The sequence below is a fragment of the Amycolatopsis sp. NBC_01307 genome (genome assembly GCF_035975215.1).
GTDB lineage: Bacteria > Actinomycetota > Actinomycetes > Mycobacteriales > Pseudonocardiaceae > Amycolatopsis.
Genome location: NZ_CP108403.1, coordinates 4,201,650 through 4,214,262, shown reverse-complemented (window position 1 = coordinate 4,214,262; position 12,613 = coordinate 4,201,650). Strand labels below are relative to the sequence as shown.

The following is a 12,613-nucleotide window of genomic DNA, read 5'->3' as shown; positions in this document are numbered from 1 at the left end:
ACGGTTTCTTCGCTGAAGAGAAAGTCTGACTTCATGTTGGAGCTGCGCCGCCTGCGCATCCTGCACGGTCTCGCCCAGCACCGGACCGTGGCCGCGACCGCGGCGGCGTTGCACCTGACCGGCCCGGCCGTCTCGCAGCACCTGGCTGCCCTCGAACGCGAAGCGGGCACGCCGCTGCTCGAGAAGCAGGGCCGCACGCTGGCCTTCACCTCGGCCGGGCGGCTGCTGGTCTCGCACGCCGAGGTGATCCTCGACGACCTCGCCGCCGCGGAGTCGGCGATGGCGGCCGTGTCGGAGAACGGCGGCACCGGCACGGTGCGGCTGGCCGCGTTCGCGTCGGCGGCGCGGCAGCTGCTGCCGGCGGCGTGGGCCGGGCTCCGGGAGGCCGGCACGGTCTCGCTGCGCCTGGTCCAGGAGGAGCCGGATGACGCGCTGGAGTCGTTGCGCCGCCAGGACGTCGACATCGCGCTGGTGCACAGCTATTCGCTGCTGCCGCGCAGCATCCCGCCGCGCTGCGAGGACCGGCGGCTGCTGGCGGACCCGGTGCTGCTCGGGCTCGCCCCGGCGCTGGCCGCGTCGGCCGGCCTGGCGCCGGGCGAACCCGTGCGGCTGGAACGGTTTGCCGGCCACCCGTGGCTCGTCCCCGCCGCCGACCTCTCGTGCCGCGAGATGATCCACCGGGCGTGCGGCGCGGCGGGGTTCGTGCCGCCGGTGGTGGCGGAGGCGAGCGACTTCGCGGTCCTCGTCGCGCTGGCCGCGTCCGGCGCGGGCGTGGCGTTGGTGCCCGCCATGGCGTTGCCGGCCGGGCCGCCAGGGGTCAGCCTCCACCCGCTCGAAGAACCGTTGACGCGCAAGGTGTTCGCGCTGACCCGGACGGGCACCGCGCGGCGCCCGGACATCCGGGTCGTGCTCGACGGACTGGAGCGGTCGGCTCGCGACTGGGCGGACCGCTACTGCTGAGGCCGCGCTTTCTCCACGGCCTCCAGGAACTTCGCGACCTTCGCCCGCATCCCGTACGGGTACAGGAACGTGTTCCCGGCCAGCTTGTCGGCGAACAGGGGCACGTTCGCGACGACGTCCGCCGCCGCGTCCGGGACCACGAAGACGATCTTGCCCGGTTTCCAGGCCGTCGGCGGCGTGTGCTGGATCTTGCTGATCTTCTCGACCGGGAACGTGTTCTTGGTGTCGCTCGGGAGGATGAACCAGCTCTTCGTCGCGATGCTCAGCGTGACGGTGTGCCCGTCGAAACGGATCGACCTGCGCCTGGCCCTCAGATGCACGCGTCCGACTATGGCAGAGCGCGCGCCCCTCGGGACAGGTGCTTCCGGGTGCTCAGAGCGTCTTGCAGGTCAGGGCCGGGCGCGCGGTGCCGTTGCCCTGCCCCGTCAACGCGGTGAGGCCGAACGACGTCGAGCCGTTCGCGTCGAGCTTCGCGTTCCAGTCCGCGTTGTCGACCGTGACGGTCGAGCCGTCGACGGTGAAGGTGCCGTTCCACAGGCCGGTGATGTGGTGGCCGTCGGGCAGGGTCCAGTAGACGCGCCAGCCGAGCAGCTTGACGGCGCGGTCGTTGTGCACGGTCACCTCCACCTGGTAGCCGCCGGGCCACGAGTTCGTCACCCGGTAGTCGGCCGCGCAGCCCAGGTCCGCGGGGGCCGGGGAGCTGGTGACGGGCGTCGACGGCGGGGGAGTGGTGGAGAACGGCACGGGTGCGGGCGCGGCCACCGTCGTGCCGCTGTCGGGCACCAGCGCCGTGCCGATGAGTACGCCCAGGGCCAGCAGCAACGCGCCGGCCGCGCCGGCGAGGACGAGCTTCCGGCGGGGCCGGCGGACCTGCAGCAGGCGCGTCCCGATCTGGGGGACCACCCGGGGCGGCGGCAGCGGACGGCCGCCGGTGACCGCCTCGAACAGCTCCTGCACCTCGGCCATGGCCGGCCGCTGCGCGGGATCGCGCTGCAGGAGCCGCCCGAGGACCTCGGCCAGCGGGCCGCTGTGCTTCGGCGGGATGACGTCGTCCTGGGCGATCCGCCGCAGCAGGACGATGGTGTTGTCCTCGTTGCCGAACGGCGGCATGCCCTCCAGCGCGCGGTAGAGCGTCGCGCCGAGGGAGAAGACGTCCGCCGGGAACCCGGCTTCGGCGCCGCCGGCGACTTCCGGCGCCAGGTAGGCGGGCGTGCCCGCGATGAACCCGCCGCCCGTCACGGTCCCTTCGCCGGTCGCGCGGGAGATGCCGAAGTCGGCGATCTTCGTGACGCCGTCGGGCGCCATCAGGACGTTGCCGGGCGTGACGTCCCGGTGCACGATGCCTTCGGCGTGCGCGGCGGCGAGTGCCGACGCGACCTGCTCGCCGACGCGCGCGACCTGGTCGGCCGGCAGGGTTTCCCGTTCCAGCAGGACTTCGGCCAGGCTCTGCGACGGCAGGTACTCCATCACCAGGTACGGGTCGCCGGCGTGCTCGACGACGTCGTGCACGGTGATGGCGTGCGGGTGCCGCAGCCGCGCGGTGAGCCGCGCCTCGCGCAGCGCCCGCGGGCCGCCCTGGCCGCCGCCGGACGGGTCGTAGCCCAGCTGCTTCACCGCGACGACCCGGTCGAGCCGCTCGTCGCGGGCACGCCAGACGACGCCCATCGCTCCCTGGCCGATCCGGTCGACCAGCCGGTAGCGCTCGGCGATCAGCTGTCCTGCCTCGGTCACGACGACCCTCCGGTACCGGTGCTCGCCCAGGCCTTCCCCGGTGACACGGATCCGGGGACCGAACGGTTCGAGCTTAACGGCCTGCTCGTCGCCCCGCCGACGAGCAGGCGCCCCCACACTCACGCGCCGAACGGGTGCAGCTGGTCCCAGGACGGGACGCGCGGGGTGATCCGCAGCCTCATCCCGGCTTCGGCGGGCAGCTTGTCCGCCTTGCGGGCGTTGCAGCTGCGCGCCGTCCCGCCGCACGCGGCGACCGTGTTGAGCCAGTCGGTCCGCGCGCCGCCGCGGCTCAGCGGCACCACGTGGTCGATCGTCGTCGCGCGCTGCCCGCAGTAGGCGCAGCGGTGCCCGTCACGTGCCAGCACACCACGCCGGGACCAGCGTGGCGGCTGCGTATATCGCCATTTCATGACGACGTACCGCAGCAACCGCACGATCTTCGGGCGCGGGAACAGCCCGTAGGCGAGACCGTCTTCGGCCTCGTGGACCACGGCGACGTCGCGCACGAGCATCCGGATGGCGTGCGGGACGGACACGGTGTGCAGCGGCTCGTAGCCGGCGTTGAGGACGAGAACCCCCATGGCGCAACCTCTTTCGGTTGGAACGGATACGAAAAGCCGCCCGGATCGCGGTGATCCGGGCGGCTTTCCGCGAAGCGACGCGTTCATGGTCGCCGAGCTGCGCGAGAGGCGTCAATCGTGTTTCAGCGCCGGTCAGTGCAACGGGTGATTCCGGAAGAACCGCCAGATCACCGGGGTCGCGTCGATGACGGTCGGCGTGGCCGAGTCGAGGTTCGGTTTTGTGCTCGGCCAGACGTGCCCCGCGCCTTCGACGCGGTAGTGCTCGACCGTGCCGCGCCGGTCGCAGGCGAGCCACTTCTGCGCGACGACGCCCTTCACCGGCGTCCACGACAGCGGCCCGAACCGGCAACCGTCCCTTGTGGACCACGCGGCGAGCCAATCGGGGATCGGCGGCAGGCCCTTCTCCGGAACGCCGGCGTAGGGGATGGTCGTGTCGGCGGTGCCGTGGAAGTCGAGGATCGGCACCGGCCGGCTCGGGTGGCAGGCGCCGCCCTGCGGGTAGAAGGCGCCGGACACCGGGGCGAACGCCGCGATCCGGCTCGCCAGGCGGCAGGCCAGCACGCCGACGAACCCGCCGCCGTTGGACTTCCCGGCGGCGAAGACGCGGTTCGCGTCGACGCACAGCGTCTGCTGCAGCTTCGTGATCAGGTCGCTGGTGAGCAGGACGTCGTCCGCGGCGGCCGAGTAGGGCGCGCCGGTCCAGGCGGTCTCGCCGTCGGTCCCGACGAGGCCCTGCGGGTAGACCGAGATCGCGTCCAGCGCGGAGAAGCCGGACAGCTCCTCCTGGTACTGGGACGTGCGCTTGTGCCCGTGGAACGACAGGAGCACCGGGTAGGACCGGCGCGGGTCGTAGTGCGCCGGCAGGTGCACGGTGTAGGTGCGGTCGAGGCCGCCCGAGGTGAGGTGCTGCGTCGTCGTCACGCCGGCCGGGACGGGCGCCGGGCGGCCGCAGCCGGTGGTGCGGACGGGGTGGTCGACGACGTGCGACGGTGTCACAGCCGCGGCGGGTGCGGCGAAGCCGGTGGTCAGCGCGCAGGCCGCGGCGAACGCGGCCGCCCACCGGGGCCGGGGGAAGCGTCCGGGCACTCGATCCTCCTTGATCGGCAGCAGGGCGTGGCCAGCATCACACCGGCTGTCGCGGCCCGCCTACATTGCGTTCATAAAGTGCGCGGCCGGGTGACGGCCCGGACTGTCGGACCCCCTCGGTACGATCGCACCCGTTCGCCGTGACACCCGGAAGGAAGCCCGTGACCACCCCGATCGAGACGCTCGAGTTCCAGTCCGAGGCGCGTCAGCTGCTCCAGCTGATGATCCATTCGATCTATTCGAACAAGGACACGTTCCTGCGGGAACTGGTGTCGAACGCTTCGGACGCCCTCGACAAGCTGCGGCTGGAGTCGTACCGCGACAAGGACCTCGTCGCCGACACCGCCGACCTGCACATCACGATCGAGTCGGACCCGGCCGAGCGCACGCTGACGGTGCGGGACAACGGCATCGGCATGACCCGCGACGACGTCGTCGGCCTCATCGGCACGATCGCGAAGTCCGGCACCGCCGACTTCCTCGCCAAGCTCAAGGAAGCGCAGGACGCGGCGGCGTCGCAGGACCTGATCGGCCAGTTCGGCGTCGGCTTCTACGCGAGCTTCATGGTCGCCGACAAGGTCACCCTCGTGACGCGCCACGCGGGCAGCGCCGAGGGCGTCCGCTGGGAGTCCGAGGGCGAAGGCACCTACACGATCGAGCCGGTCGACGACGCGCCGCAGGGCACCGCGGTCACGCTGCACCTCAAGCCGGAGGACACCGAAGACGCGCTGTACGACTACACGTCCCCGGCGAAGATCCGGGAGATCGTGAAGAAGTACTCGGACTTCATCACCTGGCCGATCCGGATGACCGCCGACGCCGCGCCGGCCGCCGAGGGCGAAGAGCCCGCCGAGCCGGCGGTCGAGACGGTGAACTCGATGAAGGCGCTGTGGGCGCGGTCGTCGAGCGAGGTCTCCGAGACCGAGTACAGCGAGTTCTACAAGCACGTCAGCCACGACTGGCAGGACCCGCTCGAAACGATCCGGCTGCAGGCCGAGGGCACGTTCGAGTACCAGGCGCTGCTGTTCCTGCCCTCGCACGCGCCGATGGACCTGTTCCTGCGCGAGCGCAAGCGCGGCGTGCAGCTCTACGTCAAGCGCGTGTTCATCATGGACGACTGCGAGTCGCTCGTCCCCGAGTACCTGCGGTTCGTCAAGGGCGTCGTCGACGCGCAGGACCTCTCGCTCAACGTGTCGCGGGAGATCCTGCAGCAGGACCGCCAGATCCAGCTGATCCGCCGTCGCCTGGTCAAGAAGGTCCTCTCGACGGTGAAGTCGATGATGTCTTCCGACGCCGAGAAGTACGCCACGTTCTGGCGCGAGTTCGGCCGCGCGGTCAAGGAAGGCCTGCTCGACGACTTCGAGAACCGCGAGGCGATCCTCGAGATCTCGTCGTTCCCCTCGACGCACGACGCCGAGAAGCCGACCTCGCTGCGCGAGTACGTCGAGCGGATGAAGGAGGGCCAGGAGCACGTCTACTACATGACCGGCGACTCCCGGTCGGCCGTCGAGAACTCGCCGCACATGGAGGCGTTCGCGGCCAAGGGCTACGAGGTGCTGGTGCTCACCGACCCGATCGACGAGATGTGGGTCGACGCGGTGCCGGGCTTCGACGGCAAGCAGTTCCAGTCCATCGCCAAGGGCCAGGTCGACCTGGACTCGGACGAGGACAAGAAGGCCACCGAGGTCGCGCGCGAACAGCAGCAGAAGGACTTCGAGGGCCTGCTGTCGTGGATGGGGACGTCGCTGGGCGAGGACGTCAAGGAGGTCCGGCTCTCGTCGCGGCTGACGACGTCACCCGCCTGCATCGTCGGCGACACCCACGACCTGACCCCGACGCTCGAGAAGATGTACCGCGCGATGGGGCAGGAGCTGCCGCCGATCAAGCGGATCCTGGAGCTCAACCCGGAACACGCCCTGGTCACCGGCCTGCGCGAGGCGCACGCCGCACGCCCGGAAGACACCGGCCTGGCCGAGACGGCGGAGCTGCTCTACGGAATGGCGCTCTTGGCCGAAGGCGGCGAACTGGGCGACCCGGCCCGCTTCATCAAGCTGCTGGCGAACCGCCTGGAGAAGACCCTCTGAGGCAGCGGCCCGGGCGGGACTTCCCGCCCGGGCCCGCTCCTCTGCCGGGGCGGCACTTGCGTGCTCGATCCGTCGGCATCTGGCTGGAACTTCACCTTCCGGGCCCGCCAGCCGGGCCGGCGTCGGCGTGGACCTGTCCAGCCTGCCGGTCGCTCCACGTGCTGGCGTTACCCGCGTGGGCCGAGACTCCTCCCCAGACCCGCCCGAGGAGGACACTCACCCGGGAGGCTCTCGTCGGGTGAGAGGAGCTCTCGTGTCCTCGTCGCAGGTTTTCGCCAACCGCGAGGACGGCGGCCGCCGGCTGGCGCGGGTGCTCGCGCGGCGGACCTGGGCCGATCCGCTCGTGCTCGGGCTCGCGCGGGGCGGGATGCCCGTGGCGGCCGTCGTCGCGCGGTGGCTCGGGGCCGAACTGGACGTCGCGGTCGCGCGGAAGATCGGCGCGCCCGGGCGGCGCGAATACGGCGTCGGCGCGGTCACGCCCCACGGCCCGGCCCTCTACTCCGACGTGAGCCTCCAGGCCCTGCACCTCACCGCCGGTGAGCTGGCGCGTACGGAAAACCGCGAACGGGCCGAGGCGCGCCGCCGGCTCGCGCGCTACCGCGGGGATCGGGCACCGGTCGGTTGCGCCGGCCGGGACGTCATCCTCGTCGACGACGGGCTCGCCACCGGCGTCACCGCCCGCGCGGCGTTGCGTGATCTGCGCGCCGGCGAGCCGCTGACCTTGGTTTTCGCCGCTCCCGTGTGCGCTCCGGACGCCGTCGCGCTGCTGCCCGAGGCCGACGACGTCGTCAGCGTCGTCGAGCCGCCGGAGTTTCGCGCCGTCGGCCAGTGGTACGCCGATTTCCGCCAGACGCGTGACGAAGAGGTGCTCGCGCTGCTCGCCCGGTGACCGTCGGCGGTTCCACAGAGGACGCACCGTGACGTGCTGCTCCACCCGGGGAACACCCGATTGAGCGGCTGGGTGGCGGGGTATCACCGGGCGGGGGTACCGACTGATGGGGCAGGTGTCATGGCGGAACGGGACGGACTCGGCGCGCCGGCGCTCGGACTGCGGCAGTACCTGCTGGCCGTCGCGAGCAAGCTCGACGCGCCCGCGTGGTTCTGCGAGGTCGAGGTGCCCGCCACCGCCTACCTCGCGCTCGAACTGCGTCTCGAGCGGTTCCCGGACCACGAGACGGCGCTGCTGTGGGACGAGCAGGACGGCTGGGCCGCGGCCGTCGAGTCGGCGACCGGCGAGGACGTGGTGGTGCTGGCCTACCTCGGCGAGGACCTGCTGCCCGCGCCGTGCGCCGTCGAGGAGTTCGTCCGCGACCTCTACGGGGACGGCTACCCGGGCCGGCCGGACCCGCCGGACTTCCGCAGACCCGGTGCGGCGGACGGCTTCGACGAGCGTCTCGCCGCCTACGCCGGGAAGAGCGTCTGCCTGCCGGAAGGCCAGGCCTGAGGGCCACCCGTCCGTCCACATCGGACACAGTGCGCCCGCCGGGTGACGGCCGGACCCGATCGCACTACCCTGGGACGACCAGGAGTGACCAGCGGGAGGCCCAGTGAGCACGGAAGCCGCCGACGCGGTGGTGATCGGCGCCGGGCACAACGGCCTGGTCGCGGCCAACATGCTGGCCGACGCCGGCTGGTCGGTGCTGGTCCTGGAGGCGACGGACCGGCCGGGCGGCGCGGTCCAGACCGCCGAGGTCACCGAACCCGGCTTCCACGTCGACCTGTTCAGCTCGTTCTACCCGCTGGGCGCGGTGTCGCCGGCGATCCGCGGCCTCGGGCTCGAAGGGCACGGTTTGCGGTGGCGGCACGCCCCGGACGTGCTCGCGCACGTGCTGCCGGACGACCGGTGCGCGGTGCTCTCGCGCGACCTCGACCGCACCGCGGCGTCGGCCGACGAGTTCGCGCCGGGCGACGGTGACGCGTGGCGGGCGCTGGCCGCGCAGTGGAAGGAACTTCGGGAACCGTTGCTGGCGGCGCTGTTCGCGCCGTTCCCGCCGGTCCGCCCGGCGCTTAAGCTGTTGCGGCGCACCGGAACCGCCGACGCGTTGCGCCTGGCGCGGATGCTGACGCTGCCGGCGCGCCGGTTCGGCGAGGAGGTGTTCGCGGGGGAGGGCGCGCGGCTGCTGCTGGCCGGAAACGCCGCGCACAGCGACGTTTCCGTGGACAACGCGGGCAGCGCCGTGTTCGGCTGGTTGCTGGCGATGATCGGGCAGGACACCGGGTTCCCGGCCCCCGCGGGCGGCGCGGGGGAGCTGACGGCGGCTTTGGTGCGCCGCCTGGAGTCCCGGGGTGGGAAAGTCCACTGTGGACGTCCGGTGCGCGAGGTCATCGTCGCCGGCGGGCGGGCACTGGGCGTGCGCGACGCCGCGGGCGACCCGGTCCGGGCGCACCGCGCGGTGCTCGCCGACGTCCCGGCACCGATCCTGTACGGCGAGCTGGTCGGCGCGGAGTGGCTGCCGTCCCGGCTGGTCGACGACCTGCGCCGGTTCGAGTGGGACAGCGCGACGGTGAAGGTGAACTGGGCGCTGTCGGGCCCGGTGCCGTGGACGGCCGAGGGCGCGCGCGGCGCGGGCACCGTCCACCTCGGCACGGACCTGGACGGCCTCTCGGCGTTCGGCAACGAGCTGGCTCGCGGCCGGACGCCGCGCCGCCCGTTCCTGCTGTTCGGCCAGATGACGACGACCGACCCGGACCGCTCACCGGCGGGCACCGAGGCGGCGTGGGCGTACACGCACGTCCCGCGCGGCTCGATGGCTGGCCGGGGGGCGCTGGAGCGGCGGGTCAAGCGGATCGAGGAGACGGTCGAGGCCCACGCGCCGGGGTTCGCGGGCCTGATCAAGAACCGCTACGTCCAGGGCCCGGCAGAGCTGGCGGAGCACAACCCGGGCCTGGTGGGCGGAGCGATCAACGGCGGCACGACGGCGATCCACCAGCAGCTGTTCTTCCGCCCGGTCCCGGGCACGGGCCGCGCGGACACCCCGGTGGACCACCTGTACCTGGCGGGCGCATCGGCCCACCCGGGCGGAGCAGTCCACGGCGGCCCGGGAGCCAACGCGGCCCGCGCGGCCCTGACCCGAGCGGGCAAGCTGGGCGGCGGCTACGCGGCGCTGATCCGAGCGGCCCACCGAGCAATCTACGGCTGAGGCCAGCACTGGTCGGCGGGCTGGGCGGCTTGTTGGCCCTTCCGGCCGCCGTGTTGGCTACTCCGGTGATCGTGGTGGTCTTTCGCGAACGGTCAAGCTGCCCGCCAACGGCCAACACGCTGACGGGAACGGCCGACACGGGTAGGAACGGTCGACATGGTGCCGGGCACGGCCAACATGGCGCTCGGAGTGGCTAACACGGTGACGCGAGTGGCCGACGCGGCGCCGAGAACAGCCAACATGGCGCCCGAAGTTGCAAAACACGGCGCCAGGATCGGCCAACACGCAGTCGGGAACGGCCCGACGCGGCGACTGGAGTGGCCAACACGGCACCGGGAGCGGCCAGTACAGCGACCGGAGTGGCCAACATGGCGACCGGAAGGGCCGACACAGCGCCCCGAGTGGTCAACACGGTGCCGGGATCGGCAAACGCGGCGCCCGACAGGAGCGGCCGACATGGTGACCGGAGCGGCCAACACAGTGTCGGCAATGGCCAACACTGTGACCGAAGTGGCCGGCGCGGCGACCGGCCCAGCCGACACGGCGACCCGAGTGCCCGACGGGGCACCGCGAAGCGCTAGTTGTCCACCACCGGGATTGCGCAGCGGCGCCACTGGACCTGGTCGCCCGTGCGGTCTGCGTGCCAGATTTCGGTGGCCGTGTCCGATTCCCACGTCGGCAGGAGGCGGCCCGTCACCACCTGGCCGCGGGCCACCCGGCCGAACAGTTCTACGCCGTCCGCTCGGCGGGCTGCCGGGATCCACGCCGGGAAGCGGGTGCGGGGGAGCTTTCGTTCGATCCACTCGCGGGCGGAGCCTTCGCTGCCGTGGTCGGACTCGACGATGCTCGACACCGGGCCGTCGGCGCCGACGGCCAAGCCTATCGACGCGCGCCAGCGCACGGTGGGGGCGGTGCTCCGCCGGTCGGGTCCTGATCCGTCTGACATCCCATCCAGGCTCCCGGAAGAACGGGTACGGGGACCACTACACTTTCGGATGGATCGGCGTTCACTCACGGTGCCCCCTGGCGTTTCCGGGACCTCGGTCACGCAAGATCTTCCCCACCCGAGTGATGTTTAATCACGGCCCGCGCCGGGGAACCTCCGGGGCCGGCCATCGCGAGCGACCGTGCGGTGCCGTCCACAGTGGACGTGAACGGCCGGGCCGCGGCTCGGGATCCGATCACCAACAGCCGGTCTCGGTTACCCGAAGCGGACGATACGGCTACCGTGACGGGGGTGAGGAGGTGGTCGCCGTGCCCTTCCAGCGTGACGTCGTGGTGATCGGCGCCTCCGCGGGCGGCGTCGAGGCCCTCCGAACCCTGGTCCAGGCCCTGCCGGCGGACTTCCCCGCGGCGATCCTGGCCGTCATGCACCTGTCGCCCGGCGCGTCGAGCGCCCTGCCCCAGATCCTGAGCCGCGCCGGCGCCCTGTCCGCCGTGCCCGCGCGCCACGGCGGGCCGCTGACCAAGGGCGTCATCCACGTCGCCCCGCCCGACCGGCACCTGCTCATCGCCGACGACGCCCTGATGCTCAGCCGCGGCCCGACCGAGAACGGCCACCGGCCCGCCATCAACGCCACGCTCCGGTCCGCGGCGGTCGCCGCCGGCCCCGCGGCGATCGGCGTCGTGCTCTCCGGCGCGCTCGACGACGGCTCCGTCGGGCTCTGCTCGGTGGTGGAGCGCGGCGGCCTGGCGATGGTCCAGGACCCGGAGGAGGCGCTCTACCCGGACATGCCCGCGAACGCGCTGGCCCGGACGCCGACCGAGCACGTCTACCCGGCCGGCGTGCTCGGCAAGGTGCTGGACAAGCTGGTGCGCGTCCCGGTGGACGCGGTCGCGGTGGACCCGCCGTCGCCGGCGCTGCTGCTGGAGGACCGGATCGCGCGCGACGGCGTCCGGCTGGACGCGGTCGAGCCCGGCGAAGGGACCCCGGCCTCGGGCTACAGTTGCCCGGACTGCCAGGGCACGTTGCTGGAGATCAGCCAGCCGCACGGGCAGTACCGCTGCCGCATCGGGCACGCGTGGTCGGCCGAAGCCCTGCTCAGCGCCCACGACGCCGAGTTCGAGCGGGCGTTGTGGACGGCGTTGCGTTCCCTCGACGAAAAGGCCGCGCTGGCCCGGCGCATGCAGCGCGACACCAGCCACCGCGGCCTCGCCGGCCTGACCGGCCGCTACGACACCACCGTGCACGAATGCACGACGGCCGCCGAAACCCTGCGGAGGTTCCTCATCGCCCGTCACCCGGAGACCGGGCCCACGCCGTGACCGCCGACCGCGCGGCCGTGACCCTGGTGCCGGACGTCCGCGCGGGCTCGACCGTCGTGACGGTGACCGGGGTGCTCAGCCTCGACACCTATCCCGACCTGCGCGACGGCCTGCTCAAGATCGCCACGGACGCCCCCGACAGCGTCGTCGCCGACATCCAGGGCCTTCGCGTCGACGACGACAGCCTGGCGAGCGTCTTCTCCGTCGTCGCCATGCGGATCGGCGACTGGCCCGGCGTCCCGTTCGCGCTCGTCTCCACGCGGCCGGAGCACCTGGCCCTGCTGGCGAACCGGTCGATCGACCGGTTCGTCGCGGTCCACGCCGACGTCGGCACGGCCGAGCGGGAACGGGACAACCCGCCGCGCCGCCGCGCGGTGCAGCTGCTCGCGCCCATGACCGGCGCGTCGGCGCTGGCCAGGCAGTTCGTCGCCCGCGTCTGCGCGGAGTGGGGGGTGCCGGAGCACGAGGAGGACGCGCAGCTCATCGCGACCGAGTTCGTCGAGAACACGATCCGGCACACGATCTACGCGCCGCGGCTGCGCCTGGAACTGCGGCGCGGCATCTTCACCGTCGCGGTCGGCGACGACGACCCGTGCCCGGCCGTGCGCCACGAGCGGCTCGGTCCCGGGGAAGCCGGTCTCGGGCTGCAGCTGGTGGCACAGGTCGCCCGGGTGTGGGGCTGCAGCCGGTCCTGGTCGGGCGGCAAGGTGGTCTGGGCGGTGCTGACCAGGCGCGGCCGCCCGGGAAACCGGGCCGGGTAGCGTAT

The 12,613-nt window shown here is 72.6% G+C and carries 12 protein-coding genes; 7 read left to right on the top strand and 5 right to left on the bottom strand.

Features of this window, described 5'->3' with window-relative positions:
- Positions 1-33 precede the first annotated feature (33 nt).
- Positions 34-960 (top strand): LysR family transcriptional regulator, encoded by a 927-nt coding sequence (locus OG439_RS17705; RefSeq protein ID WP_326950450.1) that lies wholly within the window; start codon positions 34-36, stop codon positions 958-960.
- Here the strand turns inward: OG439_RS17705 and OG439_RS17700 are convergent.
- The 4 genes from OG439_RS17700 to OG439_RS17685 all read right to left on the bottom strand — a co-directional run bounded on the left by OG439_RS17700 (position 951) and on the right by OG439_RS17685 (position 4,358).
- The gene (locus tag OG439_RS17700) at positions 951-1,280 is read right to left on the bottom strand and encodes a hypothetical protein (protein WP_326950449.1); all 330 of its coding nucleotides are present in this window, start codon (positions 1,278-1,280) and stop codon (positions 951-953) included. The genes OG439_RS17705 and OG439_RS17700 overlap by 10 nt on opposite strands.
- Before the next feature lie 52 nt (positions 1,281-1,332).
- A complete protein-coding gene (locus OG439_RS17695; RefSeq protein WP_326950448.1) occupies positions 1,333-2,691 on the bottom strand; it encodes a protein kinase domain-containing protein in 1,359 nt (452 codons plus the stop codon).
- A gap of 119 nt (positions 2,692-2,810) precedes the next feature.
- Positions 2,811-3,272, bottom strand: coding sequence for an HNH endonuclease (locus OG439_RS17690; protein ID WP_326950447.1), 462 nt, complete (start codon positions 3,270-3,272; stop codon positions 2,811-2,813).
- Between the two features lie 132 nt (positions 3,273-3,404).
- A complete protein-coding gene (locus OG439_RS17685; protein ID WP_326950446.1) occupies positions 3,405-4,358 on the bottom strand; it encodes an alpha/beta hydrolase family esterase in 954 nt (317 codons plus the stop codon).
- A 161-nt stretch (positions 4,359-4,519) separates the two neighbouring features.
- Between OG439_RS17685 and htpG the strand changes: the two genes are divergently transcribed.
- From htpG to OG439_RS17665, 4 genes are all read left to right on the top strand, one after another.
- Entirely contained in the window at positions 4,520-6,442 is a 1,923-nt protein-coding gene (gene htpG, locus OG439_RS17680) for a molecular chaperone HtpG (protein WP_326950445.1), read from the top strand.
- Between the two features lie 253 nt (positions 6,443-6,695).
- Positions 6,696-7,331: a phosphoribosyltransferase gene (locus OG439_RS17675; protein WP_326950444.1), complete on the top strand. Its 636-nt coding sequence runs from the start codon at positions 6,696-6,698 to the stop codon at positions 7,329-7,331.
- 120 nt (positions 7,332-7,451) lie between these two features.
- The gene (locus OG439_RS17670) at positions 7,452-7,886 is read left to right on the top strand and encodes a DUF6292 family protein (RefSeq protein ID WP_247052592.1); all 435 of its coding nucleotides are present in this window, start codon (positions 7,452-7,454) and stop codon (positions 7,884-7,886) included.
- Between the two features lie 103 nt (positions 7,887-7,989).
- Entirely contained in the window at positions 7,990-9,582 is a 1,593-nt protein-coding gene (locus OG439_RS17665) for a phytoene desaturase family protein (protein ID WP_326950443.1), read from the top strand.
- A 577-nt stretch (positions 9,583-10,159) separates the two neighbouring features.
- Here OG439_RS17665 and OG439_RS17660 read toward each other — a convergent pair.
- Positions 10,160-10,528, bottom strand: a complete 369-nt coding sequence (locus tag OG439_RS17660; protein ID WP_326950442.1) for a hypothetical protein — start codon at positions 10,526-10,528, stop codon at positions 10,160-10,162.
- Positions 10,529-10,836: 308 nt separating this feature from the next.
- Here OG439_RS17660 and OG439_RS17655 point away from each other — a divergent pair, with 308 nt between their 5' ends.
- Positions 10,837-11,847 (top strand): chemotaxis protein CheB, encoded by a 1,011-nt coding sequence (locus tag OG439_RS17655; RefSeq protein ID WP_326950441.1) that lies wholly within the window; start codon positions 10,837-10,839, stop codon positions 11,845-11,847.
- Complete coding sequence (locus OG439_RS17650) at positions 11,844-12,608, top strand: ATP-binding protein (protein ID WP_326950440.1); 765 nt, start codon at positions 11,844-11,846, stop codon at positions 12,606-12,608. The genes OG439_RS17655 and OG439_RS17650 overlap by 4 nt, the downstream gene beginning before the upstream one ends.
- The last annotated feature ends 5 nt before the right edge of the window (positions 12,609-12,613 follow it).

Excerpts from the sequence above, each read along its gene's own strand:
- OG439_RS17690 (WP_326950447.1), bottom strand. The coding sequence starts at position 3,272 with ATGGGGGTTCTCGTCCTCAACGCCGGCTACGAGCCGCTGCACACCGTG.
- OG439_RS17670 (WP_247052592.1), top strand. The coding sequence starts at position 7,452 with ATGGCGGAACGGGACGGACTCGGCGCGCCGGCGCTCGGACTGCGGCAG.
- OG439_RS17660 (WP_326950442.1), bottom strand. The coding sequence starts at position 10,528 with ATGTCAGACGGATCAGGACCCGACCGGCGGAGCACCGCCCCCACCGTG.
- OG439_RS17705 (WP_326950450.1), top strand. The coding sequence starts at position 34 with ATGTTGGAGCTGCGCCGCCTGCGCATCCTGCACGGTCTCGCCCAGCAC.